We start from the raw sequence: 14917 nt of genomic DNA on the forward strand, positions 1-14917 counted from the left end.
CCTCAGAGAATAATATTGAAGGCAGAGCGAATATCCCTGTCGCGATCCGGCGCAAGGTAGTCGGGCCAATGATCGCGCAAGATCGCACGCGCCCGCGCGCGAGCGCGCGACCAGGCGTCCTGCGCCCCTTTTTCGGCCCAGGTCCGGGGTTCATCCCGATCCGCGATCACGGGATAGAAATAGTCCCGCTCCATCGCCGCGTAAGTTGCCTGCGCACCGAGAAAATGTCCTGGCCCCAGAACCGTGTCGCGGATCGCCTCGAATGCCAGGGTTTCATCCGTCACCTCGATGCCCCGCAGCGCACGATAGGTGTTGGAGTGCATCTCATCATCCAGCAGGAAGGCCTCGAAGCTCGCCCCCAAAAGCGATGCAGTCATACCCGAGCTTTCATAAATCAGATTACCGCCCGCCAATGCCGCCGCCATCGAGGTTATGCCTTTTTCCATTCCGTATTGCGCGTCAATCGCCTTGGCATCGGTCATGGAACAGGCAATCCCCGATGGCAGCCCCAGCCAGTTCGACAATTGCGCCGACGCCGCGTTGAGCACTGCGGTCTCGCCGCCGCCGCCCGAAAAGGCACCCGAGCGCAGGTCAATCACCAGCGGCCAGTTCGAGAATACCATTGGAAACCCCGGCTGGATCGCGTGGACCATGACAAGGCTGGCAAGTGTCTCTGCCAGCGATTGCGCGAGAAACCCGGCCAGTGTTGCCGGCGCCGTCGCCCCCGCCTGTGCTGCGGTGATGCAGGAAATCGGGATATTGTGCCGGATGCATTCATAGACCACGTCAACTGCGTCCTCACCATACCTCATGGGCGAGATCACCGGACTGATATGAGCTTTCATGAAGGGTCGTCTGGAAAACTCGCCTTCGCCCCCCGCCGCAATATCGAGCATCCGCACGATCGGCGCGACGTGGCTGGCCAGCGTGAACGAGGTCGCAGTCGGCTTGGTTGTGTGCCTGAGCAATGCGTAGGCTGTATTCACGTCAAGATCGAAGTTGTCCGGCACGTCCGTCGCCACACAGCAGCGGGTAAACCAGCTGACATTGGCCAGCGTGTCCTGCAGCCGCGTGAAATCATGCAGATCCTTCAGCGTCGCCGGCCGATACAGCCCGCTCTCCATGTCCAGAGTCTGTACAGCTGCGCCGCCCGTGCCGAAATAGACCCGGTTGCCGCCCACCTCGATCGAGCGATCGGGATCGCGCCCGTGCAGAACAAACGTCTTGGCGGCCTGATCCACCGCGCTCTCGACAAGTGCAGCCGGAAACAGCACCCGCCCCGCCCCGTCATCCACCGCGCCCACCGCGATCAGGTCCTCGCGCAGGCGCGCCGGTACCTCTCCCATGCCCAGTTTTTCGAGCAGGTCGAGCGCGGTGTCATAGATGCGGCGCAACTCGGCGTCGGAGAGCGGCTTGTAACTGCCACCGACCTGACCGGGCGGGCAGGGGTCCCGCGTGGGCTTGGCGGCGCGCAGAGCCATTCTCTCCCGTCTTCCTGTTCTCCGACCACGCACCACAGACATCGCGCTCCTCCCATTTTGCCTTGAATTCAAGACACTTGGAGAGGTTCCCCGCAAACCCGCCGTCAAATTTCGCAAATTATCGCAAATAGATTTTCATATTCTCGAAGTTTTGGTGAACAATTTGCATCGCCTGTGCCTCCCGGTGCCATTTATGCGCAACTTGCATTCGGAGGCGCCATGAAATCGCGGACCAGGGTTGTTGTTATCGGCGGCGGCATTGCCGGCTGCTCGACCCTCTATCACCTCACCCGGGAAGGATGGACCGATGTGGTTCTCGTCGAACGCAACGAACTGACCAGCGGCACCACCTGGCATTCGGCGGCGCAGGTCACCAACTTCGGCATGAACCAGACCATGGTGGGCCTCAAGACCCATTCGATCAACCTCTACAAGGAATTGTCCGAGAACCCCGAATATCCGATCAACTATCATCACGCCGATGGCGGTATCCGCCTTGCCAACACGCCACAACAGATGCAGGGCTACCGGCATTTCGCATCCATGGCGCGCGGTATGGGGGTGAATTTCGAAGTGATCGACGCCGAGGAATGCGCCCGCCGGCACCCGCTGATTTCGACGACGAACCTGCTGGGCGGGTTGTGGGATCCGCTGGATGGCGACATCGACCCGGCGCAGCTGTGCCAGGCGCTCGCCTATCATGCCCGCAAGGCCGGCGCCGAAGTTTATCGCGAAACCCCGGTGACCGCGCTGACCCAGCACCGGGACGACACCTGGACCGTGCACACCGAAAAGGGTGACATCGATTGCGACATCGTGGTCAATGCCTGCGGGTACCGCGTGAACGAAGTCGGTGCGATGATGGGTGTACATCACCCCGTTTCGTCGATGGAGCACCAGTATTTCCTGACCGAAGACATCCCCGCCATCGCCGAGGCAGGGCATCGGATGCCACTGCTGCGCTGCCCGATCAGCGACTATTACAGCCGTCAGGAAAAGGGCGGTTTGCTGGTCGGTTTCTACGAGCAGAACTGCAAGACATGGGGCATGGACGGGATCGATCCGAATTTCGTCAACGCGCTTTGCCCCGATGACCTGGAGCGCGTCATGGACGTTCTGGCCGGCGCGTTCGAACGCATGCCCGTGCTCGAGGAAACCGGCATCCGCTCGATCGTGAACGGCCCGATCACCTATACGATCGACGGCGCGCCGCTGGTCGGTCCGATTCCCGGCAAGCGCAATGCGTTCTGCATCATCGGGTTGCGCGCAGGGCTGGGCGAAGGCGGTGGCCACGGCTGGCTGCTGGCGCAACAGATCGTGCATGGCGAGGCGCAATACGACACCTGGTGCATCGATCCGCGCCGCTTTACCGGCCACGCAAATGTGGAACTGACCGCACTCAAGGCAATCGAGGATTACCAGAACGAGTTCCGCTTTCACTTTCCTCACGAGCACCGGCCGGCGGGCCGACCGGCAAAGACCACGCCGCTGACCCCGATCATGGCCGCCGAAGGGGCCGAGTTCACCGTGGTCAACGGTTGGGAGCGGGTCGACTACATCAAGCCATCCGCCGATTTCCACCCGACGCTGTCCTTCAACTTTGACGAGGCGTTCGGCGCGGTCGCCGCCGAGGTCAGGAATGTGCAGGACAACGTCGGTCTGTGCGAAGTCAACGGGTTCAACCGGTTCGAGATCACCGGCGCAGACCGTCATATCTTCCTTGATCGCATGTTCTGCGGCAATGTCACCAAACGCGCGGGTCGCGTCGGGCTGGGATATCTGCTGAACCATCACGGAATGGTCAAGGGCGAAGCGACCGTTGCCAACCTGCCTGCCAGCGACCGCGGACCGGAACGCGTGTGGTACGGGTCGGCGGCGGCCAGCGAATATCATGACATGGACTGGCTGACCGCCCATATCCGCCCGGACGAGGATGTTCAGATCAAATCACTGACCAACGACCAGACCATTCTGGTTCTGGCCGGCCCCAGGGCGCGCGACGTGCTGTCCGCGGCGGCACGGGGTGACTGGTCAAGAGAGGCCTTTCCCTGGCTGAGCGTGCGCGAATGCTTCGTCGGTTTCGCTCCCGCGACCGTGATGGGTGTCAGCTTCTCGGGCGAACTGGCCTATGAAATCCACGTTCCCAACGCCGCGCTCTATGCCGCATATCTGGCCCTGCGCAAGGCGGGCGAGGCGCATGGTCTCAAGCTCTTTGGCGCGCGTGCGGTGGAATCGATGCGCATGGAAAAGGGGTTCCTGCACTGGAAGGCCGACCTCCTGACCGAGTTCGATCCGTTCGAAACCGGGCTGGACCGCTTCGTCAGGTTGGACAAGGCCGATTTCATCGGCAAGGACGCGCTGCAAAAGCGGCACGCGCACGGGCCACGCCGGAAGCTCGTGACGCTCAGGATCGATACCACGCACGCCCCGGCGCGCGGCGGCGCCTCGCTGATGCAGGGCGACAAGGTTGTCGGCACCATCACCTCGGGCGACTGGGGCCATCGCGTCGGTATGAACCTGGCCTATGCCTTTGTCGCGCCCGAACTGGCAGAGGCGGGCCGCACGATGCAGCTCGACCTGTGCGGTGATCTGATCGGGGCCGAGGTGATCGAGCCATCCCCCTACGATCCGCAACACGCGCTGATGCGGGCATAAGCGGTTGGTCGAGTGCAATTCTGTCACAGCCCTCGTTGAAACGGGGCTCACGCGGGGCGACCCCACCGAGGGCCCTGTTTCATCGATCCTACCCCGGCGACGTTCTTTCCGTCGCGCGGCAACTCCACACCGAAAGACCGCGCTTCGGGCGCTCGCAATCACCTTTGTCCGCACCCCAAGTTTTTCCAAGATTTTCATGTGGGAATTCGGTATCTCTGCCACAAAATACCGGACCCGCCGCCCGGCAATGGCGCATGACGCGCGCAACGATCTTTAGTCACAAGGACCTCAAGATGCATCTTTCCCGTTTTCCTCGCGTTCGCCTCGCACATCTTCCCACCCCGCTGGAGCCGATGAAACGCCTGTCCAGGGAACTGGGCGTTGAAATCTGGATCAAGCGCGACGATTGCACCGGCATGTCGACCGGTGGCAACAAGACCCGCAAGCTGGAGTTCCTGATGGGCGAGGCGCTTGAACAAGGCGCCGACATGGTGATGACCCAGGGCGCGACCCAGACCAATCACGGCCGCCAGACGGCGGCCTATGCGGCCAAGCTGGGCCTTGACTGCCACATCCTGCTTGAGGATCGCACCGGATATAACAACGCGAACTACAACCACAACGGCAACGTCTTGCTGGATCACCTGCACGGGGCAACGACCCAGAAATTCCCCGGCGGACACGACATGCCCGGCGAAATGGAGCGTGCCGCCGAGAAAAAGCGCGCCGAAGGCCGCAATGTCTATGTCATCCCCGGCGGCGGATCGAACCCGACCGGCGCGTTGGGATATGTGAACTGCGCGTTTGAACTGGTGTCACAGGCGAACGATGCCGGTCTGGTCATCGACCGGCTGGTCCACGCGACAGGATCGTCCGGCACGCAGGCGGGGCTTGTCACGGGCCTTTGTGCGATGAATGCGCAAATCCCGGTTCTGGGCATCGGCACCCGTGCGCCGCAGCCCAAACAAGAGCAGATGGTCTACGACCTGGCCTGCCGCACGGCGCAGAAACTGGGCTGTGACGACGTGGTCAAGCGCGAGGACGTGATGGCCAATACCGATTATGTCGGCGACGGCTATGGCCTGCCCACCGACAGCGGCATCGAAGCCATCCGCATGTTCGCCGAACTCGAAGGCATCCTGCTTGACCCATGCTATTCCGCCAAGGGCGCTGCGGGCCTCATCGACCTTGCCCGCAAGGGCGAATTCAAGGACCAGCGCATCGTGTTCCTGCACACTGGCGGGGCTGCGGCACTTGGCGGATATGATTTCGCCTTTGACAACGCCGACCGCTGGGTCGAACTCTAGAAAGGTATCGCGTCGTGACACGCAGGTTTACCCGCTCGTTCACCCAGCAGGAACCGATCCCGGCAGAAGCCATCGACGCTGCGGTGGCTGTTCTGCAATCGGGGCGTCTGCACCGATACAACCTCGCCGCCGGCGAAACCGGCGAGGTGGCGTCGCTCGAAGCAGAATACCGCGATTGGCAAGGCAGCGCCTATTGCCTTGCGCTCACCTCGGGGGGGCAGGCCCTGCAGATTGCATTGCGCGCCTGCGGCGTTGCGCCCGGCGACGCGGTTCTGACCAACGGATTCACGCTCGCCCCGGTCCCCGGCGCTATTCAGGCGGTCGGCGCACAGTCGGTTCTCGTCGAAATCGACGAGAACCTGCGTCTCGATCTCGATGACCTTGGCCGCAAGATCACGCAGTCGGGCGCGCGGACAATGCTGCTGTCGCACATGCGCGGGCACCTTTGCGACATGGAACGACTCATGAGCATCTGCGATGCCGCCGGGGTCGCGGTTATCGAGGATTGCGCGCACACGATGGGCGCTTCATGGAACGGCAAGCGCTCGGGCAATTTCGGCAAGGTCGCCTGCTTTTCGACGCAGACCTACAAACACCTGAATTCGGGCGAAGGCGGCTTTTTGACAACCGACGATCCCGACCTCGCCGCCCGCGCGACGATCCTGTCGGGCAGCTACATGCTCTATGAACGTCACGGGGCGGGTCCGGCGCGCGAAGAGTTCGACCGGCCACGCTATGAAATGCCCAATTGTTCCGCACGAATGGACGCCCTGCGCGCCGCGATCCTGCGCCCGCAACTCGCGACCCTCGACGCCAATATCGAGCGATGGAACACCCGGTACGACGCGGTAGAGCGCGCGCTCAAGCCACATAACCGGATCGCCACGATCGCGGTGCCCGCCGAGGAGGTTCACGTAGGGTCCTCGATCCAGTTCCGCCTGCCGGACTTCACCGCCGACCAATGCCGCGCTGTGATCGCGGCGGCGGCCGGGCGCGGGGTCGAATTGAAGTGGTTTGGCGCCAGAGAGCCCGTGGGCTTCACCTCGTCGCATCACAGCTGGCGATATATGAAACAGCAGGACCTGCCCGAGACAGACCGCATCATGGCAACCCTGTTCGACATGCGCCTGCCGCTGAGCTTTTCCGAAGCGGATTGCACGCTGATCGGCGAACTGATCGGCGAGGCGGTCAGCGAGGTCGGCCAGTGACGCGCAAGGTTGTCGGTATACTCGGCGGCATGGGGCCAGAGGCGACGATCCTGCTTCAGCAGCGCCTCCTGTCGACTGTCCGTGCCACGGACGACGCCGATCACCTGCCGCTGCTGATCGACATGAACCCCCAGGTGCCGTCGCGCATCGCGCATCTGATCGAGGGCACCGGACCCGACCCGGTGCCGGTTCTCGTGGAAATGGCGCAGCGGTTGCAGACCGCCGGGGCAACGGCGCTGGCGATGCCCTGCAACACCGCGCATCATTATGCGCCGCAAATCTCGGCAGCGGTGTCCATTCCGCTTTTGAACATGGTCGAGATTGCTGTGGAGCGGGCCGCCAGAATCGCCGCAGCCGGCGACAGGATCGGCATTCTTGCCTCGCCTGCGGTCCGGCTTGCCGGCGTGTTTGACGGCGCGCTTGAACGGGCAGACCTTGCCCCGCTCTGGCCCGAAAATGCCGACCGGATGCTTGGCGCGATCCGGTCGATCAAGGCAAATGGCGCAACCGTGCAAGCGCAGCAGGTGCTGGCCGACGCGGCGCATGAACTGGTCGGCGCAGGGGCCAGGATGCTGCTCGTGGCGTGCTCGGAATTCTCGCTGCTGACCCCTGCACTGTCCGCCGGGGTTCCCGTCATCGACACGATCGATGTGCTGGCCGACGCCATTCATCACCACACGCTGACACAACCGAGTTGACACCATGGCCATCACCTATCTTAAATCCGCCGACCCCCGACCGTCTGTGGAAAACCAGGATATCCGTGACATCGTGGCCATCATGCTGGCCAATATCGAACGCGAGGGCGAGGCGGCGGTGCGGGATTACGCACAGAAACTCGACGGATGGAGCGGCGATATCGTGCTGTCCGACGCCGCGCGCGCGGCCGCCTGCGCGCGCGTCCCCGAAGGGCTCAAGGACGACATCCGCTTTGCGCAGGCCAATATCCGCCGCTTTGCCGAAGCGCAGAAGGCGACGCTTGGCGAGTGTGAAATCGAAGTCATGCCGGGCCTGATCGCAGGTCAAAAGCAAATTCCGGTCTCCAGTGCCGGCTGCTATGTGCCCGGCGGTCGCTACAGCCATATCGCCAGCGCGCTGATGACGATCACCACGGCCAAGGTCGCGGGGGTAAAGCATATTACGGCCGTATCGCCCACGCGGCCAGACACCGGAATACCTGACGCTATCGTGTTCGCGATGAACCTGTGCGGCGCCGACCTGATCCTGAACCTTGGCGGCGTGCAGGGGATCGCCGCCATGGCGCAGGGTCTGTTCGGCGGCAGGCCGGCGGATATTCTTGTCGGTCCCGGCAACAGTTATGTGGCCGAGGCCAAGCGGATGCTTTTTGGCAGCGTCGGGATCGACATGTTCGCCGGCCCGACGGATTCCCTGGTCATTGCCGATCGCACGGCATCGGCAGAAACCGTCGCCTGGGATCTGGTCAGCCAGGCGGAACACGGCACGGACAGCCCGGTCTGGCTGGTGACCACCGACCGGGCGCTGGCCAGGGCCGTGCTTGACCGGGTACCGGACCTGATAGCGAGCCTGCCCGAACCCAATGCCTCCGCAGCGCGCACCGCATGGGCCGAACGCGCCGAAGTAATCCTGTGCGACACGCGCGAAGAAGCGGCACAGGTCGCGGATCGCTATGCGCCGGAACATCTTCAGGTTCTGGCCGAGGATCCCGACTGGTGGCTGAAGCGGCTGACGGCCTATGGCTCGCTGTTTCTGGGCAAGGAGACAACGGTCGCCTTTGGCGACAAGACCTCGGGGCCGAACCACGTGCTGCCCACCAGCGGCGCGGCGCGGTATACCGGCGGGCTGTCGGTGCACAAGTTCACCAAGACCGTGACCTGGCAGCGCTGCAACGCCGATGCGTCCCACGAACTGGCCCTGCGCACCGCGCGGATCAGCCGGATGGAGGGAATGGAAGGGCACGCACGCGCCGCCGATTTGCGCCTGCGCCCCTGATCCGCCAGAAGGCGCCCTGACCGGCCCGGCGCATGAATGTTGCGTCAGATCGGCAGGGCCGTGGTCTTTTTGACCACATCCAATATGACCGAGCTTTCCATCTCCTGAACGCCCGGCATCGTCACCAACTTGTCCTGAACGAGCGCCTGATAGTGGTCGATGTCACGCACGACAATGTGCAGGTGATAGTCGAACCCACCCAGCAACAGGACCGCATACTGGATCTCCGGAATGGCGCGGATTTCGCGCTTGAACGCCTCCAGCGCCTTTCTATCATGCTTGTTCAGCTTGACCCGTGCCACCACGAGCATGTTGAAGCCGAGCTGTCTCCGGTCAAGATCGACGTTTTTGCCCCGGATCACCCCGAGCTCCTGCAGGTGATTGATCCTGCGCGAACAGGGGGATTGCGAGAGACCGACCCTTTCGGCGATTTCCGTGACTGTCCGGCTACCGTCAGCCTGCAATGCGCGAAGGATACGCATGTCGGTTTCGTCGAGATCAGGCATGATGCAGACCCAATTTGTATAAATGGCGACAAAATAATGCAAAACTTCATCGGATATGTCCAGCTTTGGAAATCCTAGCCGCGTCTGGCGTGCGATAGTGGCTGCAGGTTTCAGACATTTAGGAGGAGACCGATGGCAGCGAGTGTTATCATCGGTGCAAAACACATGCCGACAGGTGGTTTGCAGGGTGGATTTGGCAGCGTGACCGCAACCGGGTTGCGGGAAATTGCCATCCACAGCGCCCCTGCCCGGGCCGGGGCGCCGGGCAACGCCGTGAACGACCCGCTGCTGGACGTCGATCACGACCGCAGGAACGTAAATGGCGACGAGCCGCTCGCCGTCACGATTAAAAAGGGAGTGATCCAATGTCCGCAACCCTGACCGAAGAACAGACCATGATCCGAGACATGGCTCGCCAGTTTTCACGGGAAAAACTGACGCCCCGCGCGGCAGAGCGCGAAGCGGCGGGCCAGATCGAGTCCGGGATCATAAGCGAGATGGGCCAGCTCGGCTTTCTCGGCATGACGGTGCCCGAAGAGATGGGCGGTGCCGGGGCCGATTATGTGTCCTACGCCCTCGCCCTGATGGAGGTTGCGGCGGGTGATGGCGCGGTGTCCACGATGATGTCGGTGCATAACGCTCCGTTCTGCGCGATCCTGCAGAAATATGCCTCCACCGAGCAACAGGAGGCCTGGCTGAGACCGGCGGCGCAGGGGGCATTTATCGGATGTTTCGCACTGACCGAACCAAGCACGGGAACCGACGCGGCAGCGATCAGGACCCGCGCCACACGCACCAATGACGGCTATGTGCTGAACGGCTCGAAACAGTTCATTACCTCGGCACGGATCGGTGGGGGCACGATCGGTTTTGCGGTAACCGACCCCGACGCAGGCAAGAAAGGTATTTCCGCCTTTTACTTTGAGCAGGGCACGCCCGGATATATCGTCGCCGAACCGGAACGGAAGCTGGGCCAGAAGGCATCGGACACCTGTGCGCTGACCTTCGAGGACATGAAACTCGATCACGAGGCCCTGATTGGCGAAGAGGGTCAGGGGTTGTCCATTGCCCTGTCCTCGCTCGAAGCCGGGCGTATCGGCATCGCGTCGCAATCGGTTGGCATGGCACAATCGGCGCTGGACCATGCGGTCACCTATGCCCTCGAACGCACCGCTTTTGGCAAGCCGATCTTCGACCATCAGGCCGTGGCCTTCCGCCTTGCCGACATGGATGCCCAGATCGAGGCGGCGCGGCAACTGGTGCTGCACGCCGCGCGGCTCAAGGACCTTGGCCAGCCTTGCCTGCGCGAAGCGTCGATTGCCAAGCTGACCGCCAGCCAAATGGCGGAACGGGTGGTATCGGACGCAATCCAGACCCTTGGCGGCTATGGGTACCTGTCCGAATTCCCCCTTGAACGCATCTATCGCGACGTGCGCGTGTGCCAGATTTACGAAGGCACCTCTGATGTTCAGCGCATCAATATTTCACGAGAACTGAAACGGAGGTATCAGCAATGAAGATCGGCGAAACCACGCCCGCCATCATCACGGGCGGGGCCTCGGGGCTGGGCGCGGCGGTTGCCACCGCCCTGCGCGGTCGGAACGTGCCCGTCGGCATTCTCGACATGAACGCCGACGCCGGCGCCGCATTCGCGGCAGAGATCGGCGCGAGCTTTGCAGAATGCGACATTGCAGATGCCGCCGCGGTCACCACCGCGCTTGTCCGGTTGCGCGAACAGCAGGGGCAGGAACGCATCTGTGTCAACTGCGCCGGCATCGCCCCGGCGGCCAAGACCGTATCGCGGGGCGCGGCACATGATCCGAAGCTCTATGCCAAGGTGGTCGGCGTCAACCTGATCGGCACGTTCAACGTGTCTACGCAATCGGCGCTCGGCATGTCGGCGGCAGAACCGCTGAACCCGGACGGCGAGCGCGGAGTCATCATAAACACCGCCTCGATTGCCGCGTATGAAGGCCAGATGGGACAGCTCGCCTATGCGTCGTCCAAGGCGGGGGTCGTCGGGCTGACATTGCCGATGGCCCGGGATCTCGCCAAGAGCGGTATCCGCGTCATGGCCATCGCACCGGGCATCTTTGCGACACCCATGGTGACCGCCTTTCCGCAAGAGGTGCAGGACGCGCTGGCCCGGACCTCGGAATTCCCGCAGCGACTGGGCCGGGTCGAGGAGTTCGCCGATCTCGCGCTGCATATCGCCGAGAACGGCATGCTGAACGGAGACGTCATCCGGCTGGACGCCGCCACCCGAATGCAGGCGAAATGACCATGAAGCTCAACTTTCCCCATCCGCCCGCGCGACCCAACGAAACTCCGGATTTTTCAGCCCTCGATATTCCGCCTGCCGGCGCGCTCGATGTTCCGCCGCTGGACATCGCGGCCGTCGACAGCCGGGATTATGCCAACGGCCTGATCCGGGTGCTGAATGAACACGGCGAGGCCGTCGGACCCTGGGCCGACTATATTGCCGATCTGGACTCCGGGACACTGCTGCAGGGGCTGCGCGACATGCTGCGAATGCGCGCAGTGGACAAGCGCATGCTGAATGCACAGCGCCAGGGCAAGACATCGTTCTACCTGCAATGCACAGGCGAAGAAGCCATCGGGTGCGGGTTCCAGCGCCAGCTTGCCGCGGGTGACATGAACTTTCCGACCTATCGGCAGCAAAGCCTGCTCATCGCGGCGGATTATCCGCTCGAAAGCCTGATGGGTCAGCTCTATTCCAACGATCTCGACCCGCTGGAAGGGCGGCAACTGCCGATCATGCATTCCTCGCGCGAGCACGGGTTTTTCAGCATTTCCGGGAATCTGGGCACCCAGTACATTCAGGCGGTTGGTTGGGCGATGGCCAATGCGCTGAGCGACAACGGGCAGATCGCCGCGGCATGGATCGGCGACGGCGCGACCGCCTCGAACGATTTTCACGCCGCGTTGCTGACCGCCTCGGTCTATCGCCCCCCGGTGATCCTGAACATCGTCAACAATCAATGGGCGATCTCGACATATACCGGCGTCGCCACCGGCGGCTCGCGCACCTATGCGGCGCGGGCACGGGGCTATGGCATACCGGCGATGCGGGTCGACGGGAACGATTATCTCGCGGTCGCGGCGGTGTCGAGATGGGCGGTCGAGCGCACGCGGGCCGGGCACGGGCCGGTGGCAATCGAATGGTTCACCTATCGTGTCGCCGCGCATTCCACCTCGGATGACCCGTCAGCCTATCGCCCGAAGGACGAGGCAAAGGCCTGGCCGCTGGGCGACCCGATCGAACGGCTCAAGACCCATCTGGTGTTGCGCGGAGACTGGTCGGATGACCGCCACGTGCAGACCGAGGCCGAGATACTGGACGGTGTGACCGCTGTTCAGAAAGAGGTCGAAAGACACGGGACATTCGTGAATCCGCAACCCACGTCACCTTCGACGATATTCAAGGGAGTTTACGCGGACATGCCCGAGCACCTGCGCCGCCAACGTCAGGAGATGGGGTACTGACATGCCAAGAATGACAATGATCGAAGCGTTGCGCGACGCCATGGATGTCATGCTGAGCCAGGACCCGAAGGTCTTGGTGTTTGGCGAGGATGTCGGGTATTTCGGCGGCGTGTTCCGCTGTACTGCCGGACTTCAGGCCAAGCATGGCGAAAACCGGGTGTTTGACACCCCCATCAACGAAAGCGCCATCGTCGGCATGGCGGTCGGCATGGCCGCGCAGGGCATGCGCCCCTGTGCCGAGGTACAGTTCGCGGATTACGTCTATCCCGCCTATGACCAGATCACGCAAGAGGCCGCGCGCCTGCGGCACCGTTCGAACGGGATGTTCACCTGCCCGCTGGTGGTGCGGATGCCGACGGGCGGCGGTATTTTCGGCGGCCAGACCCACAGCCAGAGCCCGGAGGCACTGTTTACCCATGTCGCCGGTCTCAAGGTGGTGATCCCCTCGACACCGTACGACGCCAAGGGCCTGCTCATCGCAGCCATCGAAGACCCGGACCCGGTGATCTTTCTGGAACCCAAGCGGCTTTATAACGGCCCGTTCTATGGCGATCATTCCGGCAAATCGGTGGGCTGGGCCCAGCACCCGGCGGGTGATGTCCCCGAGGGACATTACAGCATCGACCTTGGCAAGGCGGATATCCGCCGCGAAGGGTCGGATGTCACGGTGCTTGCCTATGGCACGATGGTCTACGTCGCCGAAGCCGCCGCCGACAAATCAGGCATCGACGCCGAGATCATCGACCTGCGCAGCCTATTGCCGCTGGATCTCGGGACCATCAAGGCATCGGTGGAAAAGACCGGGCGCTGCGTTGTGGTCCACGAGGCGACCCGCACAAGCGGCTTTGGCGGCGAGTTGATCGCCGAGTTTCAGGAGGCCTGTTTCTGGCACCTGAAATCGCCGCTGCAACGGGTCACAGGATGGGACGCCCCCTATCCGCATGCCACTGAATGGGATTATTTCCCGGGTCCGGATCGCGTGATCCGCGCCCTTCAGACATCGATGGAGGACTGAATGAACATTCTTTCCGTAAAGCTGCCTGACGTGGGCGAAGGTGTGACCGAAGCCGAACTGGCGGAGTGGAACGTCAAGGTCGGCGACATCGTCAAGGAAGACGACGTGATCGCCGCCGTCATGACCGACAAGGCCACCGTCGAGATCCCCTCGCTCTACGGCGGCAAGATCACATGGATCGCAGGCGAAATAGGCGACATCCTGGCCGTCGGTTCCGATCTCGTGCGCATCGAAACCGATGCCGAGGCCGTGGCCGAACCCGGCGCGGCCAGCGATCAGGATGACGAAACATCCGAGCCGGAACCGGAGCCGACCCCCACGCCGGATGCACCGCCGCCACCACCCGCCCCGGAACCGACACGCATCCCGACCGGTTCCGCTCCGCCGCGCGCCGAAGGCACCCCGCCTCTGGCCTCACCCTCGGTGCGCGCCCGCGCGCGCAAGGGCGGCATCGACCTGCGGCAGGTCCACGGTTCGGGACCTGCCGGGCGCATCACCCAGCAGGATCTTGACGAGTTTTTTGCCCGGCCATCCCAGCCCGCAGGGCATGGCGGACGCGTCGCACGGACCGGAACCGAGGAAATCAAGGTCATCGGCATGCGCCGCAAGATCGCCGAACGCATGGCGCTCGCCAATGCGCGTATACCGCACATCACCGTGGTCGAAGAGGTCGATGTGACTTCGCTGGAAGAACTGCGCGCCGGCATGAATGCGGGACGCGGGGACAAGCCGAAACTCACGGTGCTGCCCTTCATCGCGGCGGCCCTGTCCAAAGCCGTTGTCGACCATCCCGAGATGAATGCCCATTACATGGATGATGACGGCATCGTCGTTCGCCATGCCGGTGTGAATATCGGAATGGCAACAATGACCGATGCCGGGCTGGTCGTGCCGGTTCTGCGGCATGTCGAAAGCCTTGGCCTGTTTCAGACCGCCGCCGAGATTTCCCGCCTGTCCGAGGCCGCGCGCGCGGGCAAGGCCACGCGCGACGAATTGACCGGGTCGACCATCACCATCACCTCGCTCGGCCCGCTTGGCGCACTTGCCACCACGCCGATCATCAACCACCCCGAGGTCGCCATCCTTGGCGTGAACAAGATGGCCACCCGCCCGATGTGGGACGGCAGCCAGTTCGTGCCGCGCAAGATGATGAACATCTCGGCCAGCTTCGATCACCGCGTGATCGACGGGTGGGATGCGGCCGTCTTTGTGCAGCGCATCAAGACCCTGCTGGAAACCCCGGCGCTGATCTTTATGGAGGAATGAT

General features: G+C 63.0%; 13 protein-coding genes. 11 read left to right on the forward strand and 2 right to left on the reverse strand.

Translation table 11 applies throughout. The annotated features are described in order from the left end of the window. Positions 1–2 precede the first annotated feature (2 nt). On the reverse strand, positions 3–1523 hold the full coding sequence (locus AB9K34_RS16885) for a trimethylamine methyltransferase family protein (protein ID WP_369955603.1): 1521 nt from the start codon (positions 1521–1523) through the stop codon (positions 3–5). 177 nt (positions 1524–1700) lie between these two features. Here AB9K34_RS16885 and AB9K34_RS16890 point away from each other — a divergent pair, with 177 nt between their 5' ends. The 5 genes from AB9K34_RS16890 (at position 1701) to hisD (ending at position 8622) form a co-directional block, all read left to right on the forward strand. Then, complete coding sequence (locus tag AB9K34_RS16890; protein ID WP_369955604.1) at positions 1701–4136, forward strand: FAD-dependent oxidoreductase; 2436 nt, start codon at positions 1701–1703, stop codon at positions 4134–4136. A 293-nt stretch (positions 4137–4429) separates the two neighbouring features. Continuing rightward, a complete protein-coding gene (locus AB9K34_RS16895) occupies positions 4430–5443 on the forward strand; it encodes a D-cysteine desulfhydrase (RefSeq protein WP_369955651.1) in 1014 nt (337 codons plus the stop codon). Between the two features lie 14 nt (positions 5444–5457). Beyond that, positions 5458–6651 carry a DegT/DnrJ/EryC1/StrS family aminotransferase gene (locus AB9K34_RS16900; RefSeq protein WP_369955605.1) on the forward strand — a complete coding sequence of 398 codons (1194 nt, stop codon included), beginning with the start codon at positions 5458–5460 and terminating at the stop codon, positions 6649–6651. Continuing rightward, complete coding sequence (locus AB9K34_RS16905) at positions 6648–7349, forward strand: aspartate/glutamate racemase family protein (RefSeq protein ID WP_369955606.1); 702 nt, start codon at positions 6648–6650, stop codon at positions 7347–7349. Before AB9K34_RS16900 ends, AB9K34_RS16905 begins: the two co-directional genes overlap by 4 nt. Before the next feature lie 4 nt (positions 7350–7353). Beyond that, positions 7354–8622, forward strand: a complete 1269-nt coding sequence (gene hisD, locus AB9K34_RS16910; RefSeq protein ID WP_369955607.1) for a histidinol dehydrogenase — start codon at positions 7354–7356, stop codon at positions 8620–8622. A gap of 44 nt (positions 8623–8666) precedes the next feature. Here hisD and AB9K34_RS16915 read toward each other — a convergent pair whose 3' ends face one another. Next, positions 8667–9128: an Lrp/AsnC family transcriptional regulator gene (locus AB9K34_RS16915; protein ID WP_369955608.1), complete on the reverse strand. Its 462-nt coding sequence runs from the start codon at positions 9126–9128 to the stop codon at positions 8667–8669. Between the two features lie 132 nt (positions 9129–9260). On the opposite strand from AB9K34_RS16915, the gene AB9K34_RS16920 reads away from it, so the two are divergent. The 6 genes from AB9K34_RS16920 to AB9K34_RS16945 are packed head-to-tail and all read left to right on the forward strand — an operon-like array spanning position 9261 to position 14916. Next, entirely contained in the window at positions 9261–9509 is a 249-nt protein-coding gene (locus AB9K34_RS16920; protein ID WP_369955609.1) for a hypothetical protein, read from the forward strand. After that, positions 9494–10645 carry an acyl-CoA dehydrogenase family protein gene (locus AB9K34_RS16925; protein WP_369955610.1) on the forward strand — a complete coding sequence of 384 codons (1152 nt, stop codon included), beginning with the start codon at positions 9494–9496 and terminating at the stop codon, positions 10643–10645. The genes AB9K34_RS16920 and AB9K34_RS16925 overlap by 16 nt, the downstream gene beginning before the upstream one ends. After that, entirely contained in the window at positions 10642–11409 is a 768-nt protein-coding gene (locus AB9K34_RS16930; RefSeq protein ID WP_369955611.1) for an SDR family NAD(P)-dependent oxidoreductase, read from the forward strand. The genes AB9K34_RS16925 and AB9K34_RS16930 overlap by 4 nt, the downstream gene beginning before the upstream one ends. Before the next feature lie 2 nt (positions 11410–11411). Further along, on the forward strand, positions 11412–12635 hold the full coding sequence (locus tag AB9K34_RS16935; protein ID WP_369955612.1) for a thiamine pyrophosphate-dependent enzyme: 1224 nt from the start codon (positions 11412–11414) through the stop codon (positions 12633–12635). Between the two features lies 1 nt (position 12636). Beyond that, positions 12637–13650, forward strand: coding sequence for an alpha-ketoacid dehydrogenase subunit beta (locus tag AB9K34_RS16940; protein ID WP_369955613.1), 1014 nt, complete (start codon positions 12637–12639; stop codon positions 13648–13650). Then, positions 13651–14916: a dihydrolipoamide acetyltransferase family protein gene (locus AB9K34_RS16945; protein WP_369955614.1), complete on the forward strand. Its 1266-nt coding sequence runs from the start codon at positions 13651–13653 to the stop codon at positions 14914–14916. It begins immediately after the preceding gene. The last annotated feature ends 1 nt before the right edge of the window (position 14917 follow it).

Source organism: Sedimentitalea sp. XS_ASV28, assembly GCF_041224545.1.
Lineage (GTDB): Bacteria > Pseudomonadota > Alphaproteobacteria > Rhodobacterales > Rhodobacteraceae > Sedimentitalea.